Below are 18,564 nucleotides of genomic sequence, written 5' to 3' on the forward strand. Positions count from 1 at the left end.
AATTCCCCGGCAGAAAAATCTTCGGTAGGTCCGTGTTCTCGTTATTCCAATCGGCAAAACGAGAGAGGCACGCAATGTTCCGAAAACTCTTCAGGCGCACGGGTGATACCAGGGTCAGCCTGTTTGGCGAACGCCAGGACACAAGCCTGTGCAGCCTTCACGACGCCGCGCTCGTCGCGCTGGTGTTCAGCTGCGGGCTGGCCTGTGCCACCGAGCCGGCAGTCGCCACGAAGCACCGCATCGATCAACCGGCGCAGCCACTGGCTGACTCATTGCGGGCCATCGCCCGGCAGACCGGCGTGTCGGTTCTCTTTGATCCGGGCAAAGTCAGCGGACGGATGTCGAAGGCGGTGTCCGGTCAGATGACCGCATCCGAGGCCATCACGCGGGCTCTGGAAGGGTCGGACCTCGTGTTGACGGTCATGGCGGATGGTTCGGTCGTGGTGCGAGCCGCCGTCAGGCCTGTTTCGCCACCCGCATCCAGACCGCTTCCCGCTGCAAGCCTGCAACCAGCTCCCGCTGAGGGCATCGCGCCCACCTTGCTGCTGGCTCAAGCCGGTGGTGTCAGCGGCTCGTCAATGTCGACTGGTGCAACGAACGGCGTCACGACCTCACTGGAGAAGGTCGAGGTCACTGGTTCCAGGCTCAAGCGCATCAGTGCGGATGGGCCGGCGCCTGTGAACGTCTACTCGCGAGAAGATATTGAGCGCAGCGGTCAGCCTTCGCTCGAACGCTTTCTCAGCAGCTTGAATGAGGCCTCGGTCAGTCAGGGGGAGGGGAGTTCGGGGCAGACAACCGGCCAGGGCTCGGTGCAACTGCGCGGGTTGCCGCTTGGATCCACGCTTGTGCTGATCAACGGGCGACGCGTGCAGGCGGTGGGCTCTTCGACCGGCAACTTCTTCAACTTGAACCTGATCCCGATGGCCGCCGTTGAGCGGGTCGAGATCGTGCCGGTCGGCTCATCGGCCGTGTACGGGGGCGATGCGCTGGCGGGCGTCGTGAACATCATCCTTAAAAAGTCGTTGGACGGGATGGTGCTGGATGCGAGCCTAGCGTCGGGCAGGGGCACCGGCGCCGGCAGCCTCTCGTTCGGCACTGGCGGCGGTGATGCGGCAGGCTCATTCCTTCTTCTGGGCTCTGTCAGGAAGACCACGCCATTGACCATGGCCGAACGTGGCTTTTTCAGGGACGCAGACTATCGACGCTTCGGCGGGGTGGATGCGCGTACGCGCTCCTGCACGCCCGGCACGGTCACAAGCACCACGACGGCGAACTTGCCAGGTTTAAGCGCGGCTTTCGCCGGTATCCCTTTATCGACTCCAGGCCAGCCGCTGACAATCTCCAGCTTCGCGGCGACCGCAGGGAAGGCGAATCTGTGCAATTCGCTGGCGAATGGCAATGGATCGGCGCTCGTCCATGGCACCGAGAACGTCGCGCTCCACGCCGCGGCGGATCGTCGCCTTTCCGAGGCGTGGTCGGTGTTCAGTGAGCTCACCTTTGCGAGGGATCAGCTGCGCGCGGAGCAGGCGGGGTTCCTGCTGAGCAATGTGCTCGTGCCGGCGACGAACCCTCACAACCCTTTCGGCGCTCCGGTACGGGTCACCACGCGGCTCGGGCTGGAGAACGGCGCAGAGACTTTCACACGCGACACGGATTTCACGCGGGTGCTCGTAGGTGCCCGAGCTGAAGTGAGCGCAGCTTGGGAGGCCGAGGCGTCTCTGTCGACCACCCGCGACAACGGTGAGAGCTTTTCGAATGCCAGCGCGAATACCGTGGCGCGCGCAGCCGCGCTCGGTGCTTCGACGGCGGCTGCCGCGATCAACCCTTTCACGACGGGTATTGCAGCGTCCGACGCGGTACTGCGGTCGATCTGGCCTGGATCGTTGCGAGAGAACCATGGCCGCAAGGACCAGGTCAACGGCTTCATCCGCGGGTCGCTGCTTGAACTCCCGACTGGCAGCGTCGATCTGATTGCCGGTGCTGAAGCGGCGCGTGATCGCTACCAGACGAAGACGCCTGGCGTCTTCGACATCGCCGCCAGCCGTTCGAACCGCGCCGTGTATGGTGAGTTGCGCGTGCCGCTGTGGCGGTCGGCTGTCGATACTGAGGCACAAGCCGGCGCGGGCCCGGCGTGGGACCGGGCTGCCCTCACCGTCGCGGCGCGTCGTGACCAGTACAGCGACTTCGGTAGCGCAAGCACCTATCAAGCAGGCTTTGAGTTCCGGCCCACGCGAACGACGCTGCTGCGCGCCTCTACGGCCACATCGTTCAAACCGCCGACGCTTCTGCAGACCACAGTCGACGACGTGGGCTACACCAGCGAAGAATTCGCACTGGTCGACCCCAAGCGGGCGAACGCGCCGATTGTCGGCGCCGAGGTTTTGCGTACGACAAATCAGAATTTGAATGCGGAGAAGGGCCGGGCTGTCTCGGTGGGCGCCGTATGGGAGCCCGATTCGGCCGTCGGAACGCGATTCGGGGTGACCGCGTGGCGCGTGAAGATCAATGGGCTGATCTCGCTTCTTTGGCCGCAGACGGCGTTGAACAATGAGGCACTGTTTCCTGGCTTCGTCACCCGAGGTCCTTCGGTCGGAGGTATCCCCGGGCCAATCACTCAGGTCCTCTACTCCGAGGTCAATTACGGCCGGGTCGATACCGCCGGCGCTGATATGGAAGTGGCGCATGCCTGGAAGCAGGCTGGCGGCAAGTGGGTGATGTCGGCCAGTGCGACCCGGACGACCCAGTACGACGTTGTGATCGCGCCAGGTGCACCGGTCGCAGATCGCTTGGGAAGGCGCGCTGTCGACTATTGGGCGCCGAAGTGGAAGGGCCGGGTCTTTGCCGGGCTTGACCGGGGGGCTTGGAGTCTGGGCGTGACCAGCCGCTATCTTGGGGCTTATCGCGACCTGGGGACCAGCGAGCGCCGCCTTGGCAGCTACTGGCTCCATGACCTGTCGGGCTCACTCGATCTGAAGCGTCTGGGGCTGGGCTTGCTCGCATTCAAGGACGCCCGCTTGTCCCTCGCGATTGCGAATGTAGGCGATCGGCTGCCTGAGTTCGTCGAGAGTTCACCGTACTACGACGTGACGCAGGGCGATTGGCGCGGGCGCTATACGAACCTTCGCCTGTCCCTGAGCTGGTAGCGCCTCGGCGGTTCGCCGCTGATTGACCTCTGCTGCTGCTTACCCACTGCGGCTTCGCGCCGAGCCGCCGGTGGACAAACTCCAACCTTTCGAATGACCCCGACCGACCGTCGGGGAACGCTCCATGCTGACTGAACGCCATGTCCACTTGATGTGGGCCGAACTCCGGCTTGCCGCCTTCCAGTTGACCGCGATGGTTGCCTTCTTTTTGACTTGGCCCCTTGCGCCGGCGGTCGCTGCGGTGGGGCCGACGGTCAAGGATGTGATCGAGTTCACCCGGATCATCCAGCCGCTGCGGCACGACGATGACACGCTGCAGACACAGATCTCGCCAGACGGCAGCCGGGCCTTCATCGTGACGCGCCAGGCCGATGTGGTGACCGATATCAACAAGTTCGAGCTGTTGCTGCTCGACATCCGCCCTGAGCGCTTGGCAGCGGGAACGCCTGCTGCACCACGCCGCTTGTTGACGGTGAAGGCGCAGCACGATGAAGACGATGCAAACCCGGCGCTGCGGGAAGCGCGCTGGGTAGACGACAGGACCATCGTGTTGCGTGCCCGGATCGCGGATCAGTTGCCTCAGGCCTACAGGCTCGACGTGCCGACGAAGCGGCTGACGCAGCTCACCTACGCGCCGCTGGGCGTTGCCGCGTTCGATGTGCCCACCGATATGCGTCGCGTGGTCTATGTCTCGCCAGTGCCCAATCCCGCCATCCCGGCCGGCACTCGCAGCATCGTTGCGGGGACCAACTCGTTCTGGAGCGTTCACGGCGATCAGGACAGTTTCAGGACGCAGCAGCGTCGCTACCAGTTCTTTGTCGCTGCCGCCGGATCGCGCGAGCCGGCACGGGCACTGGGCGACGCGTTCGCGGAGAGCAGCAATGGCTTCCCGAACGCGAGCATCTCGCCAGATGGTCGCTGGCTGCTATTGCCAAAGTACGAACCGGATCGACAGATCGCCTGGGGGGCGCAGTATCCGAAGATCGCGGAGGCCACGATCAAGTACGGGCCATCGCTGACCTTGGATCCGTTGGGCTACTACTCGCGCCCCATGAGCTACGTTTCTCGGCGGCATGTGGCGTATCGGCTGTCTGACGGGCGGGAGCGTCCCGTCGTTGACGCACCTGACGATTCGCTGGGTGACAACCAACTGCGCACGGACAGGCTGTGGCAGGACGGCGGGAAGTCGGTCGTCGTCGCGGGGACTTTCTTGCCCGCTCGGGACGGCGATCCCGACAGCAGCGGCTCGTCTCACATCATCGAGTATTGGCCGGACAACGGGCAATGGAAGTCCATCGGTCGGCTCAAGCACCGACTGATGGCGGCACATCCAGTGGCGGGCAAGGCGGGTGCCTTCATCGCGATGGATGGCGAGCAGCGCCGCCGCTTCGAGCGCGGTGCCGACGGAAGCTGGCAGGAGGTGGCGGAAAGCCGGCCGGGCGAGGGGCCGGGAGGGTCTGCCGCAGCGCCATGGCGCTTGCATGTCCAGCAGGCCCTGAATCAGCCGCCTGACATCGTGGCCAAGGGGCCGGGCGGCACATCGGTGCGCCTCACCGAGTTGAACCCGCAGGTCACGCCTTCCTGGGGCACGATGCGCGAGTACGCATGGAAGGATGCCAAAGGGCGGCCCTGGCATGGTGGCTTGATGTTGCCTGCCAACTTCGATCCACGGGCAAGGCATGCCCTCGTGATCCAGACCTATGGTTTTTCTCCGACGCGCTTCTACCGCGACGGGTCCAATCTCTATGACGGATTCACCAGTGGATTTGCAGGCCGTGCCTTCATGCGCGAGAACATTCTGGTGCTTGCGCTGCCTTGGCGCGCGACAAGCGGCGCGCCCACCGACGAGTTTGGCGCCCGCACCGCGTTTGCGGAGGGTGTGCAGGGTGCTATCGACTCGCTCGTCGGTGAGGGGCTGGTGGACCGAGATCGGATCGGCATACTCGGCTGGAGCGCCACGGGCGAGCGGGTACTGAACCTGCTGACTTTCACAGACACGCCGATCCGCGCAGCCACGCTGCTCGATGGCGATGCCAACACGCTCTTCTCGATGTCGATCACCTACTCGGTGATGGATGGCATCCAGGCCAAGAAGGAGCGTGCGAATGAGGGCGGTCCCTATGGAGAAACCCGGGAGCGGTGGATGCGGAACGACCCGTCCCTGCACACGGACTGCATCCGGGCCGCGCTGCGTATCGAGGCCTACGGCCCGGAAGTTCACAACAACTGGGATATCTATGCGCTGTTGCGGCGGCAGTACCGACCGGCCGAGCTGATCATGATTCCTGGTGGTGCGCATGCGCTGTCGCGGCCCAGCGAACGCATGATCTCGTTGCAGGGAAATGTCGACTGGTATCGCTTCTGGTTGAAGGGTGAGAAGCGTGTTGAGGTGCTCATCCCTGGAGAGAGTGCCGCAAGCCTGCAGCGACAGTACGATCGCTGGGACCAGATGGCCACGCTGAAGCGCGCTGCAGATGCCAAGGCGGACAGCATGCAGCCAGCCAGCGGATGTCGATCTGGCATTTCAGGCCGCGGCGCTTGATTGCTGGGCCCGCCACATCGCCGCATAGGCGCCACCGAAGGACAGCAAGCTTGCATGCGTGCCTTGCTCGACGATCTTGCCTCCTGCCAGGACGGCAATAGCGTCAGCTCCCTGAATGACAGACAGTCTGTGGGCAATCGAGATGGTGGTTCGCCCCTCAGAGATCGCGGCGAGATTTCGCATGATCGCCCGTTCCGTGGTGGCGTCCAGCATGGAGGTGGCCTCGTCGAAAACATACACGAGGGGATCTCGCAGAATCGCCCGCGCGATGGCTATGCGTTGGCGCTCGCCACCGGATAGCTTCAGACCACGCTCTCCAATCGCAGTGTCGTAGCCGCGGGGCAGGGTGCAAATGAAGTCATTCAGGCCCGCAAGTCGCGCCGCGTGCTCGATGTCGGGCCTTGTCGCGCCCGAGCGGCCCATGCCGATGTTATCGGCGATGGTGGTGTTGAGCAGCATCACGTCTTGCGGGACGACGGCGATCATTGATCGCAGTGCCGCAAGAGGCAAGGTACCAATGTCGACATCGTCCAGCAGAATGCATCCGGCCTTTGGCTGGCACAGCCGCAGCAGCAGCCGTACCAGCGATGACTTTCCGCAGCCGGTAGCACCCACAATGGCTACCGAGCAGCCTGCTGGCACTTCGAGGTTGAAGTTGTTCAACACTGGCTCTGCGCCGTCAAAGGTCAGCTGCACACTGCGGAAGCTCACGCGAGGGGCTTGGTGCCAGATGGTGTGTGAAGGGGGTGGAGGGTTTTGCGCGTCTGCACCCGAGTCCAGCCCGAGCGGGGCCTTGCCGCTGGCGGCGACGGCAGGCTCTGCCGGCGTTTCAAAGACGTCGATCAGCGGCCGGATGAACGCGAGGCTTTGCGCGACATCGCGCACCGCCGAGCTGAGCATCTCCAGAGGGCGAACCAGTTGAACCATGTAGAGGTTGGCCAGCACAAAGCCGCCAATGCTTAGCGTCCCGTCAAGGACGTGCTTGGTTGTGATCGCAATACAGGCTGCCATCGCCATCGTGAACACGGCCGTGGTCGCCAGCCCCTGGGCAAGGCGCCGGTGTTGCAGGCGACTCCAGCACCGTTCAAGATGTTTCGTGTGCGAACGAAAGCCGTCGAGGGTCCGTTGCTCTGCACCAAAGCATTTGATCGGTTCGTAGTTGATCAGGCCGTCTGCGAGTGTCGAATACGCATTGACGCTCGCCATGGAAACGGCTTGTGCTGCGTTGCTCAGGTCCTTCGTGCGCAGGGTCAGCACCAGAAGGTAGGCGATCGCAGCTGCGGCGAAGATGGCCGTCAAGGCGGGTTGTCCGAGCGAGTGCAGCACGATGAGGACGGTGAGGGTCTCCACCAGCACGGGCGCCACACTGTTGATGAGGCTGAACACCATGACCTGGTAGCCGGAGATCGCCTGCTGAAGACCGTGGACCTGGGCGCCCGTGCGCCTGTTGAGGTGATGTTCGAGCGGCAAGTTCAGGAGATGCTCGAGATAGCGACGGCGTAGTCGCTCGTACAGCCGTTGCTCTGCGGCACTGAGTAGCAAAGGCCGCGCTTCGGAGATGAGCCGACCGATGCACAGGCACAGCAGGTAGGCCAGCGCGAACATCCCGAGTGAAGTCAGGGGCTGGGCAGGCTTGGATGCTGTAGCCGCCGTATCGATCATCCCTTTGAAGGCAAGCGGTGCCACACCAGCTAGGGCACCGCCGCAGACCGCCAGCAAGGTGGTCATTGCCAGTCGCCAGGTCACGGATTGTTCGCGCCCCTCGAAGAGCAGGCGCAGCGCAGCGCAGAGGTCTCGCAAAGGCTGTGTTCTGGGTCTCGGCATGGCATCCGAGTTCTATCCCGGCCAGCGGGCGAGCCACGCTTCTATCGCTGTCAAGGCATGAATCTGGCTGACAGGCCCGGCCAGCGCGGTCGGCCTTCCAGAAAGCAGTTCTTCTGCCTTCCGACGGTCGAGCAAGCCGCGCCGGGCCAGTTGACCGTCCAGCAGCAGACCGCGCACGAGCTCAATATTGGATTGCAGCACCGCCTTGATGTGCTCCTCCATGCCTCCCTTGGACCGGCGATTCGTGATCTGCGGTGGCAGGTCGGACGCGAAGGCACGCCGAGCCAGGGCCCGTCCCTGACCGCCATGAGCCAGCAGGTAGGTCGGCAGGCGCAGGCAGAGTTCGACCAGGGGCTGAGAGAGCAAGGGATTGACCAGCTCCGGTGCCGAATCCTGCTCAAAAGGATCGTAGTACCCGAGCGGGTGCATCAGCGCGAGGGTTTGCATGTACTTGCCTACGGGAAGGCCGTGTGCCTTGCCCACTGCCGGGTGTCCGAAGCGTCGCTTGTCCGCGTCGTCGGCCAGCAGTTCCGCAGTGAGCAGGTCGCCAAAGCCGTTAGATCCGAGTGGCGTCCGATGCAGTCCAAGCCTTTGTCGAAGGGCCTGCGATATGGTGCGCCAGACCGACAGCTTTCCGAGCCGGGCAGCATCCATCGCGGCGGCAGCGAATCCCGTGTCGATCCCCTTGTTGTGCAAGTAGTCTGCCGCCGGCCACCATCGGGGAAACTCGTAGAACACTGCGTCGCCGCCCGCGCCGGTGAACAGGCCCGGGGCGGCGTAGGCTGAAGCCAGTCGAGCATCCATGGCTGCATTCATCCATCCGATGTAGGGAACCGGGTCCGGCATTCGCGCGATGTTGAGGACTCGGTCGATGCGAAAGCCGGGATCGCGCTCACGCTCCACAAGGTCCCGACCGACCCGGGCGGCGGTGAGCCGGGCGTAGTGCCGCTCGTCGCTGTCAGATCCTGGGGAGTGGTAGTTGATGCCGATGACATCCGACGTCGTGCGGCTGGGGGCAAGGCAGCTAAGGACGATCGAGGAGTCGACACCCCCGGACAGTCTCAACAGCAGCGTGTCATAGCAGGAGGCCCATGCGCTGGTACATGATTGAACGGTATCCCGTACGAGCTGCACGGCTTCGGGAACTTTGCAATCGACTGGGGTGCCAGCAATGTGGACGGCACTCCACAGCAGTACTTCCGACCGTCCCTGGATGTCGAGGAGCTGCCCGGGCAGCAATTGCGATACTGCCTTCAGTGTTGTCGCCGTGCCACCCTGAAGTCCGAGCAGAAGCTGTGCCGCCAGCGCATCCCAGTTCACTTGCCAGGGTAGGAGTGGGCCAAGCATCTGCATGGCGTCCTCCAGCCACGAGAAGATGATCGTCACCCCTTGATGCTCAATCAAGAAGCAGGGCAGGGTCCCGCTCGGATCACGGAGTACCGAGGTGTATCCGCATGACGTCTGCAGAAAGGCGACGTAGCGGCCCCAGAAATCCGTCACCAGGCTGCGGCCCCCGCTTTGCCGAATGCTGTTGGATTCGATACTGCTTAGCTTGGCGACCTTGGCGCTGCTCGAAAGGAAGGCGCTACGCCTGAACAGCGCGCCAAGCACAAGGCCGGATTCACCTTCGAGTTGGTAAACGTCGTTTACCCCGGTCTTGGTGCCTGTTGTGTAGATCTCGAGGCCTTTGCGCAGGAGTGCGGCGTCCCAGTGTTCGCGTGTCTGCCAGGCTTTGCCGAGATCTCGGGCCATGGTCGCGCTCGTCGGCTGAGTGTCGTTCCATGCAATGGCGATGTAGCGGAACATGACAGATCTGCCTGGGCTACACGACAAGGATCGGCTGGAACCGGCGGATGTAGTCGTGCTGGTCGTTCAGAACTGTGCAGCCGCATTGCACCCAAGAATGCGCACCGAACGGGCCTGTCTTGACGCCCACCACCCACCGAGGCAACAGCTTGTCGCTGGCGAGGAAGCAGGTGAGTGTCAACGAGTCATGCAGACACTGATCCCTTGCCGAGAAGACGAGCGGTCGCAGCCGGTCGTACACCACGACGCGGCTCTTCATTGCATGCAACGATTCAGATTGGGGAGCCGTCAGTCGGCGCCGTCGCTCGGTGACGGTGTGGACGATCGAATTCAGGGTGCGAAATCTCATCCAACAGGCTGCGATGGCTGCGCTCTTCATGAAGCTGAGGACGGCATGCGCTTCAATGCTCATGCCCACCTCAATATCGCCAAGGTCGATTGACTGTGTGGGGATCTCCACGGTTGCCTCCGAGCGCATGCCCTGTTCTTCCTGCGTCAACAGGCCTTGGGATAAGAGCCGCTGGATTCGTTGGTCGTCGTGGTTGATCGGCGGTTCGGAAGGTGCCGGTTCGACGGGCCAGCCGTTCACCTGAACCGCAAGTGCAGTCGCGGTCTCAGCGCTGACTCCGAGGTAGCGGTTGTGTAAGAGGTCGAGCAGGATGACTTGACCGTCGGACGCGCATGCGCGGACATGCGGGGCAAGGCTGAACTGACGGAAACTGGGAGATGCGGGCATGGACATCTTGCTGGGAAATCTACCGTCGGGTCTTTGAAGGTCTCATCCGAGCTCTTCGTGAATGACGCTGATACGTGCTCGCCAACAGTCGGTCGGTGCCGGCGCATGAACAGGCGAGAGGGCGTTGCCACTAACGGCGGCGGTACGTCGCCTCGCCTGTCTTCCTTAGCGGACCTTGGGCGCGCGCTGATCGATGAACGCGCCGATCGCGCTCAGCTTTCGAACTTGCGCTGGACCAGCGGGTTGTCCTCGGCGTAGACCTCGGCAGGAATGCCCATGGTCAGTTCTTTGGCGTCGCCGAGTTCGACGATTTGCGTTTCCATTGCGGCTTGCGACATCTCATTCATGATGAACTCCTTCAGTTGAGGTTGAGACAGATTCCCTCGGTCAGTTCGACGTCGGGCAGTTGCAAGTTACTGCGCAAGACAGCCTCAGTCGAGAGACCGCCGCGATCTGTTTGCGCGTTCGGTTGGACCTGGACGATGCAGGCAGAGTTGCAAACACTGAGTTCTGCTCGGGCCAATGCGTGACATCAGCGCTCATTTCGTTCGGCGCCATTGGATTGGCGCTCAGCCCGCTGTAGTGCCCGCAGGCGTCGAGCAGCAGACTTTCAGCTTTTTTCAGAATTCGGATGAGTGATTTCGTCGTGGATTCGTCAATGCTCAATGAGCAGTGCGACCACCAGAAGCCAGAGTTCATCCGCTGAAGCACGAACGTGGGCCTTCAGTTGGCAGGCTGCGGTCGGACGGAACTTCTTCTTTCACGCCTGCTTGGCTGCGAAGATCCGTGGTCGCTTGATCAGTGCGCATTTGGACTCGGGCCGGGTCCTTGTGGATTTTGTTCTGTTGCCAACGGAAATCCACGCCATCGCGCGTGTCGATTCAAATGACTCGGTCGAGAGCGTGGCGCGTGCCTTCGGAAACATCACTTCGAGGTGGGTGCGCCGGGCCCACCCGGTTCGCAGCCCGGTCCTCGCGGGCCCTTACCTGGCCGTGTCCATAGACTCAGAAAGCGCGCTTCGCCAGGAGGTACGCATGCTGGCGTGGCGGCCGGTGCTCAAGAGGCTGTGTGCGACTCCGACGCATTACCCGCATGGCGCATTGCGCGTGGCCCTTGGACTTACGGCGGCCGACGGTTTCGACTCACGGCCCATGCTGGGACTGTTCGGGAGCCCAGTATCTGCTGCACGGGCTGCCCTTCGTAAGGACTTGGCAGTCAGTCCCACCGACCAAGACTGGCGTGTCTGGGAACTGACCCGCGGCCTTGCGTTGGCCACTGAGGGCATAGGCACGGAGCCAACGACCGCAAAGTCTGTGGATGGCGCCGCTGCAGCATTGGTCGCAGCCGGCGGAGGGTACGGGATTGAGGGAGCGCTGGACCTGCTTGTGGCCTGGGTGGGGACAAAGATTGAACCCGGGCGGCCGCTTGACCTGTCAGGCAGCTCAACCGCTCAGGCGGCGCGTGGGCGAGCGATTGTCGGATGCCTGGCCGTCTTGCATCGGCTCTGTTCCGCCGCATCGGTTGCCCGGCACTTCGGCCGCTCCAAGGCGACGCTCAGCGAGCAGATGTCTGCTTGTCGATCCCGTCAAACGGACCGGCAGATCCTTGCGACGCCCTTGCATCGAATCTTGGAAGAAGCAGTCGCCCTACTAAGTTCCGCTGACTAGCAAAGCCACATTTCGCTCGAGCCGAACTGAAGGCGTTCTGTTTGACAAGCGACGGCTGGCTGCAACAATTCTTCGGAGATTCGGACGTCGAGTGCTATTGTCCGAACTGAGCAATGTTGGGTTGCTTGTCAATATCACCTGAACAGGAATGCACACGATGGCGAAGCCCTTCTCCCGAATCTTGGACCAAATCGAACGACTGCAAAAGGAAGCTGCAGCGATTCAAACGGGAGTCGTTGACCGGATCCGGAAAGAGATCGCCGAGTACGGTCTGACCCCCGATCAGCTGTTTGGTGCAAGTGGCCAAGGGCGCAAGTCTGCAGCCAAGAAGACTCAGGCCAAAGGCAAGGGCAAGGCGAAGGCACCCAAGTTTGCCGACGGCGCAGGCAATACCTGGGGTGGCATGGGCAAGCGGCCGGACTGGGTCCGTCAAGCCCTGGATGCCGGCAAGGCGCTTGAGGACTTTCTGATCGGCAAACCTGCCAAAGCGGCGCCGGTCAAGAGGGCGGCAAGCAAGAAGCCATCGACCAAGCCTGTACCGGCACGCAAGCCAGTCACCGCCGCTCCGAAGAAAGCTACGCCGGTTGCCACCAAGAAGAAGGTGGCGCCAGCTAAGAAAGTCGCAGCAAAGAAGGTTGCTGCACCGAAGCGCCGTCAAACCAAGGCGGCAAGCTCAGCGACTGAATCCGCAGCGAGCTGAATGCGCTCGGACAGGCCGCTCTGCGGCATGTCCTTCTCATCAAAGCCGAGGCGCAGTCACAGCCATCGCTGTGGCTGCGCCTCGGCTCTGCTCGAACAGCAAGTGCACATATTCCTCAAGCGCGGCGAGTGACTGGCTTGGTCATCGTGTTCAATGCCCTCAGCGTCATGCTGCGGCCTTCGATGACCACGCGCGGCAGCTGAACAAGCTTCTGCCGGGCTGAATCGGATTTGCCGGTGATCACGACGCGCGGCAACTGCTCGATCTTTTGCGGTGCTGCATGGGCCAATAGCGGCGTTGCGATGGTGACGGCGATGGCAGCGACGACTTGGATCAGATTGAAGTTCATGGTGGGTCCTGTTTCCTGAGGCACAGCGGGTTGCCGTGCTGATGGAGTCAGTATCGAAGTCCACCACCCCTCAATCCAGCCTGCTGCGACAGACTGCAGAATCTGCCAGCCGATCCGTCCTGGCAGTCGCCGCGCCGGCCAGGCGACTGGGTTCGGCTCGTTTCTGGCTCGCCTCGACAGTCGCTGTGAGCTGGCTGTCGACGTCACAGACCCCGTACCTGTGCCCCTCACGCTCCTCACCGAGATCGTCGAAACTCTGAAGCAACTTCAAGCAGAGGACGATGATCACTGATCGCTACCGCCGAGCACCGCCCTGGCGCGCTGCCCTTTGGAGCGCCGCCTTGCTTTTGCTCACACTGCCCTGGGTGGCCATGCAGTTCGGCGATGAGGTGAATTGGGACCTTGCCGACTTCGTGTGGTTCGGCGGCATGCTCCTCATTGCCTGTGGCTTATTCGAGTTGGCCGCACGCCTCATCAGCAACCGGCTCTACCTTTGGACGGTCGGCTTGGCCATCGCGCTGTCGTTCTTGCTGGTTTGGGCGGAACTGGCGGTCGGCGTCTTCAGCTGAATGTTGCTCCGTCGTCTGCGCGGCACATCGTTCGCGTCGTCATGGCTGCTGCGCAGCAGCAACCATCGCCACTTTCGCCGCGAGGGCCCCCGCCGGTTGGTCCGGCGTCCGCCCTCATGGCGGTGTTGCGCGCTGTGCTGTGTCGAGCCGTGAATGTGTCAGGCAAACCTCAGCTGCAGCGCCAGCCGCCTCAACTGCCCGGCGAGAACTTGTCCACAGCGTCCGTGATGATGCCGTCCACCCCGTTGCCGATCAGCCACTCGGCCGAGGCGGGATCGTTGACGGTGTAGACCAGGGCCTTCAGCCCGGCCGCATGCAGCTGCTCGACCAGGGCCTGGTTCATCAGCGCATAGTTCGTGATCACGGCGCGGCAATGCAGGCGCAGGGCTTGGTCCAGCCAGCCATCCGACAGCTTGTCCAGCAGCAGGCCGCGCGGCACGTCCGGCGCGGTCTCGAGGGCGCCGGCCAGGGCCTCGGGCTGGAAGGAGCTGAACAGCGGCATCAGGCCTGAGCCGGCCCACAGGCGCAGCACCTCGCGACCGACGACCTGTCCGGTAAGGAGTTCCTGGCCCGGCGTCGGCTTGATCTCGATGTTCAGCGCGAATCGGTTCGCGATGACGTAGCGGGCCAGCGCATCCAGGCTGGGGAGTGGCTCGCCGGCATAGGCTCGGCTGTGCCAGGCACCGGCATCGATGCGGGAGAGCTCGGCCCAGCCGCGTTCACCGGCCACGCCGCGTTCGGGCGTGGTGCGGTTCAGCGTCGCGTCATGGAGCAGGAAGGGGATGCCGTCGGCGCTCAGCTTCACATCGCACTCGAAGGCGCGATAGCCATGCCGTGCACCCTCTCGGAAGGCGGCCAGCGTGTTCTCCGGTGCGAGCTTGCCGGCGCCGCGATGGGCGATCCAGAACGGCATCGGCCAGGAGGCGCTCATGACTCAGCTCCCGACGCGCTTTTGCGTCTGCGCGTCGAACCAGTGCAGCTGCTTGTCGCTGAGCTCCAGCATCAGCATGTCGCCGACCGCCGGCGGCACCAGGGTGCCGTCGATGCGCAGGGTGAACTGCTCGCTGCCCAGCCGTCCATAGACCAGGCGCTCGGCGCCCAGCATCTCGATCATCTCGACCTTCAGGGGCCAGCCGCTGCTGGCATTCCAGTGGTCCAGATGCTCGGGGCGCAGGCCCAGGATCAGCTCGCCATCGCGCGGCGCGGGGGCCGGCAGGGCCAGGGTGATGCCGCCGACCGTGAAGCTGTTGCCCTTGGCCTGGCCCTTCAGCAGATTCATAGGCGGCGAGCCAATGAAGCTGGCGACGAAGGTGGTGGCAGGGCGCTGGTAGACCTCCTCGGGCGTGCCGATCTGCTCCATATGGCCGCCGTTCATCACGATCATGCGCTGGGCCAGGGTCATGGCCTCGACCTGGTCATGGGTCACGAAGAGCGAGGTCACGCCCAGCTCGCGGTGCAGCTTCTGAATCTCCAGACGGGTCTGGGCGCGCAGCTTGGCGTCCAGATTGGATAGCGGCTCGTCGAACAGAAAGACCTGCGGGTTGCGCACGATGGCACGGCCCATCGCGACCCGCTGACGCTGGCCGCCGGACAAGGCGCGAGGCGTGCGGTCCAGCAGATGGCCCAGCTCAAGGATCTTGGCGGCCTTGTCGACGCGGGTCTTGATCTCGGCGATCGGCACCTTCTTGATCTTCAGGCCGTAAGCCATGTTCTCGAACACGCTCATATGAGGGTAGAGCGCGTAGTTCTGGAACACCATCGCGATATCGCGCTCGGCCGGCTCGATGTCGTTGACCACGCGCGGGCCGATGGCGATCTCGCCGCCGGAGATCTCCTCCAGCCCCGCCACCATGCGCAGCAAGGTGCTCTTGCCGCAGCCCGAGGGGCCGACGATGACGATGAACTCGCCGTCCTTGATCTCGGCGTTGACGCCGTGGATGACCTGATTGGCCTTGGGGCCGTGGCCATAACGCTTGACCACATTGCGAAGGGAAATGCTTGCCATCTTGTTTGCTCTATTTTGTTCTCTAGTCAGCTGGGGAGAGCGCTTGCCGCAGCGCGGCGCTACGTCCCGCAAGCGATCATTTTTCGGTGTCCACCAGGCCCTTAACGAACCACTTCTGCATCAGCATCACGACCAGGGCCGGCGGGATCATCGCCAGCAGCGCGGTGGCCATCACGACGTTCCACTCTGTATAGGATTCGCCGGAGACGAGGCGCTTGATGCCCATCACGACCGGGTACATATCCTCCTGCGTGGTGACCAGCAAGGGCCACAGATACTGGTTCCAGCCGTAGATGAACTGGATCACGAAGAGCGCGGCAATGCTGGTGCGTGACAGCGGCAGCAGCACATCCTTGAAGAAGCGCATCGGCCCTGCGCCGTCCATGCGCGCGGCCTCGACCAGCTCATCCGGCACCGTCATGAAGAACTGGCGGAACAAGAAGGTGGCTGTGGCCGACGCGATCAGCGGCACGGTCAGGCCGGCATAGCTGTTGAGCATGCCCAGGTCGGAGACGACTTGGTAGGTTGGACCGATGCGCACCTCGACCGGCAGCATCAACGTCACGAAGATGGCCCAGAAGAAGAACTGCTTGAAGGGGAAGCGGAAGTAGACGATGGCAAAGGCCGACAGCAGCGAAATGGCGATCTTGCCGATGGAGATCACCAAGGCGCTGATCAGGCTGACCTTCAGCATCGGCAAAGCCGCCGGAATCGTGCTGCCGGCGCTGGTCTTGCCGCCGAACAGCGCAAGCTTCCAGGTCTCCAGAGAATGCTCGCCAGGCAGCAGCGAGAGTGGTCGGCTCTGCGCGATCTGCTCGGAGCTTTGTGTTGAAGCTACAAAGGTCAGGTAGACCGGGAAGGCCACGATCAGCACGCCGAGTATCAGCGTCAGATGAGCCAGCAGGGTCAGGGCGGGGCGTTTTTCGACCATCTCAGTACTGCACTTTCTTCTCGACAAAACGGAACTGAAGCACGGTGAGCGCAATCACCACGACCATCAGCACCACCGATTGCGCGGCCGAGCCGCCCAGGTCCATGGCCTTGAAGCCGTCGTAGTAGACCTTGTAGACCAGGATGGACGTGTCTTTGCCGGGGCCACCATGGGTGGTCGCGTCGACGATGGCGAAGGTGTCGAAGAAGGCGTACACAACGTTGATCACCAGCAAGAAGAAGGTGGTCGGCGAGAGCAGCGGGAACACAATGGTCCAGAAGCGCCGGGCCGGGCTGGCGCCGTCAATGGCGGCGGCCTCGATCAGCGATTTCGGGATCGACTGCAGGCCCGCCAGGAAGAACAGGAAGTTATAGGAAATCTGCTTCCAGACCGCAGCGACCACGATCAGCGTCATTGCATGGTTGCCATTGAGCAAGTGGTTCCAGTCCATGCCGGCGGCTTGCAGCATGTAAGAGACCACGCCGATTGACGGCGCGAACATGAACAGCCACAGCACGCCCGCGACCGCCGGCGCCACGGCATAGGGCCAAATCAGCAGCGTCTTGTAGGCCATCGCGCCCTTGATTACGCGATCGGCCATCACGGCCAGCAGGAGCGCGATGGTCAGGCCGCAGACGGCCACCAAGGCGGAGAACAGGGCGGTGATCTTGAACGAGGCCAGATAGCTCTCGTCACTGAAGAGCTGGCGGAAGTTCTGCAGTCCCACCCACTCGGTGGACATGCCGAAGGCATCCTGCTGCTGCAGCGATTGCAGCAGCGCCTGGCCGGCCGGCCAGAAAAAGAACACGGTGATGACGATGACCTGTGGTGCAAGCAGCACCCAGGGCAGCCAACCCGACTTGAAAAGCACGCGTTTTTCTACGGACATGATGTCCCTTCCCAAAAGCATCAACCCGCCGCCCCGGTGTCCCAGGGCGGCGGGTTCTATCGATCATTCAAGCGTGGCGCTCAGCCTTTATTGGCTTTCTGGAAACGCTCCAACTGCTCGTTGCCGCGCTTCACCGCAGCGTCCAGGCCTTCCTTGGCACTCTTCTTACCGCCCCAGACCTGTTCCATTTCCTCGTCGACGATGGTGCGGATCTGCACGAAGTTGCCCAGGCGGATGCCGCGCGACTTGTCGGTGGTCTTGCGGATCATCTGTTCGACCGACACGTCGGTGCCGGGGTTGGCCTTGTAGAAACCGCTCTTCTCGGTCAGGTCGTAGGAGGCCTTGGTCAGCGGCAGGTAGCCGGTGCGCTGATGGCTCTTGGCGGCCTCCTCAGGCCTGGAGAGGAAGGCGAAGAACTGGGCCACGCCCTTGTACTCCTCGGCCTTCTTGCCCGACATCACCCACAGACTGGCGCCACCGATCACGGTGTTCTGCGGTGCTCCGGGCACATCGTGGTAGTAAGGCAGGCTGGAGATGCCGAAGGCGAACTTGGCATTGCGCTTGGTATTGCCGTACAGCGCCGACGAGCCTGTGGTCATCGCGCACTCGCCCGAGACGTAGGTGGCATCGGCCGCATTGCCGCGGCCCTTATAGACGAACAGACCCTGCTTTGCCATATTGGCCAGGTTCTCGATATGGCGTACGTGCAGCGGGGTGTTGAAGGCCAGGCGGGTGTCCAAGCCACCGAAGCCGTTGCCCTTGGTGGCGAACTCGACGTTGTGCCAGGCCGAGAAGCTCTCCAGCTGGGTCCAGCTCTGCCAGCTGGTGGTGAAGGGGCACTTGTGGCCGCTGGCCTTGAGTTTGGCTGCCACCAGTGCCACCTCGGACCATGTCTTGGGCGGGCTGTTGGGGTCGACGCCGGCGGCCTTCAGCGCATCCTTGTTGTAGTGCAGCACGGTGGTCGAGCTGTTGAAGGGGAAGCTCAGCATCTGGCCGTTGGGGGCCGTGTAGTAGCCGGCCACGGCAGGCACATAGGCGCTCGGGTCGAACTTGGCGCCGGCGTTCTTCATCACCTCGCCGACCGGCACGATGGCGCCCTTGCTGGCCATCATCGTGGCCGTGCCGACCTCAAAGACCTGCAGGATGTGCGGTGCATTGCCGGCGCGGAAGGCGGCGATCGCGGCCGTCATCGACTCGTCATAGCTGCCCTTGAAGGTGGGCACGATCTTGTAATCTTTCTGGCTGGCGTTGAAATCCTTGGCCAGGTCATTGACCCAGTCACCCAGGGCGCCGCCCATGGAATGCCACCATTGGACTTCGGTCTGTGCTTGCGCACCGTTGGCAAGGCCGGCGGCCAGCAGCGCGGCGACGAGGTGTTGTGCTTTCATTGTCTTGGATGCTCC

General features: G+C 63.0%; 14 protein-coding genes. 4 read left to right on the top strand and 10 right to left on the bottom strand.

Going from position 1 to position 18,564, the window contains the following annotated elements; all coding sequences use genetic code 11:
• Positions 1 to 74 precede the first annotated feature (74 nt).
• Both O5M90_RS24330 and O5M90_RS24335 read left to right on the top strand, forming a co-directional pair.
• Complete coding sequence (locus tag O5M90_RS24330; protein ID WP_440402404.1) at positions 75 to 3,143, top strand: TonB-dependent receptor domain-containing protein; 3,069 nt, start codon at positions 75 to 77, stop codon at positions 3,141 to 3,143.
• 124 nt (positions 3,144 to 3,267) lie between these two features.
• On the top strand, positions 3,268 to 5,685 hold the full coding sequence (locus O5M90_RS24335; RefSeq protein ID WP_269837774.1) for an alpha/beta hydrolase family protein: 2,418 nt from the start codon (positions 3,268 to 3,270) through the stop codon (positions 5,683 to 5,685).
• On the opposite strand, the gene O5M90_RS24340 is transcribed toward O5M90_RS24335, so the two are convergent.
• The 4 genes from O5M90_RS24340 to O5M90_RS24355 form a co-directional block, all read right to left on the bottom strand.
• A complete protein-coding gene (locus tag O5M90_RS24340; RefSeq protein WP_269837773.1) occupies positions 5,668 to 7,413 on the bottom strand; it encodes an ATP-binding cassette domain-containing protein in 1,746 nt (581 codons plus the stop codon). The two genes, O5M90_RS24335 and O5M90_RS24340, sit on opposite strands and share 18 nt — an antisense overlap.
• Before the next feature lie 108 nt (positions 7,414 to 7,521).
• Positions 7,522 to 9,315 (bottom strand): asparagine synthase-related protein, encoded by a 1,794-nt coding sequence (locus O5M90_RS24345; RefSeq protein WP_269837772.1) that lies wholly within the window; start codon positions 9,313 to 9,315, stop codon positions 7,522 to 7,524.
• A 16-nt stretch (positions 9,316 to 9,331) separates the two neighbouring features.
• Positions 9,332 to 10,051, bottom strand: coding sequence for a lasso peptide biosynthesis B2 protein (locus O5M90_RS24350; RefSeq protein WP_269837771.1), 720 nt, complete (start codon positions 10,049 to 10,051; stop codon positions 9,332 to 9,334).
• Positions 10,052 to 10,263: 212 nt separating this feature from the next.
• Positions 10,264 to 10,398, bottom strand: a complete 135-nt coding sequence (locus O5M90_RS24355; protein WP_262971016.1) for a rubrivinodin family lasso peptide — start codon at positions 10,396 to 10,398, stop codon at positions 10,264 to 10,266.
• Between the two features lie 1,477 nt (positions 10,399 to 11,875).
• On the opposite strand from O5M90_RS24355, the gene O5M90_RS24360 reads away from it, so the two are divergent.
• Complete coding sequence (locus tag O5M90_RS24360) at positions 11,876 to 12,418, top strand: H-NS histone family protein (protein ID WP_269837770.1); 543 nt, start codon at positions 11,876 to 11,878, stop codon at positions 12,416 to 12,418.
• 115 nt (positions 12,419 to 12,533) lie between these two features.
• On the opposite strand, the gene O5M90_RS24365 is transcribed toward O5M90_RS24360, so the two are convergent.
• On the bottom strand, positions 12,534 to 12,767 hold the full coding sequence (locus tag O5M90_RS24365; protein ID WP_269837769.1) for a hypothetical protein: 234 nt from the start codon (positions 12,765 to 12,767) through the stop codon (positions 12,534 to 12,536).
• A 281-nt stretch (positions 12,768 to 13,048) separates the two neighbouring features.
• On the opposite strand from O5M90_RS24365, the gene O5M90_RS24370 reads away from it, so the two are divergent.
• Positions 13,049 to 13,336 (top strand): hypothetical protein, encoded by a 288-nt coding sequence (locus O5M90_RS24370; RefSeq protein WP_262971013.1) that lies wholly within the window; start codon positions 13,049 to 13,051, stop codon positions 13,334 to 13,336.
• Positions 13,337 to 13,526: 190 nt separating this feature from the next.
• Here the strand turns inward: O5M90_RS24370 and ugpQ are convergent, their stop codons facing one another.
• The 5 genes from ugpQ to ugpB form a co-directional block, all read right to left on the bottom strand.
• Positions 13,527 to 14,267, bottom strand: coding sequence for a glycerophosphodiester phosphodiesterase (ugpQ, locus tag O5M90_RS24375; RefSeq protein WP_269837768.1), 741 nt, complete (start codon positions 14,265 to 14,267; stop codon positions 13,527 to 13,529).
• Between the two features lie 3 nt (positions 14,268 to 14,270).
• Positions 14,271 to 15,341, bottom strand: coding sequence for a sn-glycerol-3-phosphate import ATP-binding protein UgpC (locus O5M90_RS24380; protein ID WP_137944112.1), 1,071 nt, complete (start codon positions 15,339 to 15,341; stop codon positions 14,271 to 14,273).
• A gap of 76 nt (positions 15,342 to 15,417) precedes the next feature.
• Positions 15,418 to 16,272: a sn-glycerol-3-phosphate ABC transporter permease UgpE gene (gene ugpE / locus O5M90_RS24385; RefSeq protein WP_137944111.1), complete on the bottom strand. Its 855-nt coding sequence runs from the start codon at positions 16,270 to 16,272 to the stop codon at positions 15,418 to 15,420.
• A gap of 1 nt (position 16,273) precedes the next feature.
• Complete coding sequence (ugpA, locus tag O5M90_RS24390; RefSeq protein WP_262971011.1) at positions 16,274 to 17,161, bottom strand: sn-glycerol-3-phosphate ABC transporter permease UgpA; 888 nt, start codon at positions 17,159 to 17,161, stop codon at positions 16,274 to 16,276.
• A gap of 80 nt (positions 17,162 to 17,241) precedes the next feature.
• The gene (gene ugpB, locus O5M90_RS24395; protein WP_269837767.1) at positions 17,242 to 18,549 is read right to left on the bottom strand and encodes a sn-glycerol-3-phosphate ABC transporter substrate-binding protein UgpB; all 1,308 of its coding nucleotides are present in this window, start codon (positions 18,547 to 18,549) and stop codon (positions 17,242 to 17,244) included.
• Positions 18,550 to 18,564: the final 15 nt, after the last annotated feature.

Origin of the sequence: Paucibacter sp. M5-1 (assembly GCF_027498415.2) — a bacterium.
In the GTDB taxonomy this organism is placed as follows: Bacteria; Pseudomonadota; Gammaproteobacteria; order Burkholderiales; family Burkholderiaceae_C; genus Roseateles_E.

Coding starts and splice junctions, on each gene's coding strand:
- O5M90_RS24330 (WP_440402404.1), top strand. CDS start 75: ATGTTCCGAAAACTCTTCAGGCGCACGGGTGATACCAGGGTCAGCCTG.
- O5M90_RS24335 (WP_269837774.1), top strand. CDS start 3,268: ATGCTGACTGAACGCCATGTCCACTTGATGTGGGCCGAACTCCGGCTT.
- O5M90_RS24340 (WP_269837773.1), bottom strand. CDS start 7,413: ATGACCACCTTGCTGGCGGTCTGCGGCGGTGCCCTAGCTGGTGTGGCA.
- O5M90_RS24345 (WP_269837772.1), bottom strand. CDS start 9,315: ATGTTCCGCTACATCGCCATTGCATGGAACGACACTCAGCCGACGAGC.
- O5M90_RS24350 (WP_269837771.1), bottom strand. CDS start 10,051: ATGCCCGCATCTCCCAGTTTCCGTCAGTTCAGCCTTGCCCCGCATGTC.
- O5M90_RS24355 (WP_262971016.1), bottom strand. CDS start 10,398: ATGAATGAGATGTCGCAAGCCGCAATGGAAACGCAAATCGTCGAACTC.
- O5M90_RS24360 (WP_269837770.1), top strand. CDS start 11,876: ATGGCGAAGCCCTTCTCCCGAATCTTGGACCAAATCGAACGACTGCAA.
- O5M90_RS24365 (WP_269837769.1), bottom strand. CDS start 12,767: ATGAACTTCAATCTGATCCAAGTCGTCGCTGCCATCGCCGTCACCATC.
- O5M90_RS24370 (WP_262971013.1), top strand. CDS start 13,049: ATGATCACTGATCGCTACCGCCGAGCACCGCCCTGGCGCGCTGCCCTT.
- ugpQ (WP_269837768.1), bottom strand. CDS start 14,267: ATGAGCGCCTCCTGGCCGATGCCGTTCTGGATCGCCCATCGCGGCGCC.
- O5M90_RS24380 (WP_137944112.1), bottom strand. CDS start 15,341: ATGGCAAGCATTTCCCTTCGCAATGTGGTCAAGCGTTATGGCCACGGC.
- ugpE (WP_137944111.1), bottom strand. CDS start 16,272: ATGGTCGAAAAACGCCCCGCCCTGACCCTGCTGGCTCATCTGACGCTG.
- ugpA (WP_262971011.1), bottom strand. CDS start 17,161: ATGTCCGTAGAAAAACGCGTGCTTTTCAAGTCGGGTTGGCTGCCCTGG.
- ugpB (WP_269837767.1), bottom strand. CDS start 18,549: ATGAAAGCACAACACCTCGTCGCCGCGCTGCTGGCCGCCGGCCTTGCC.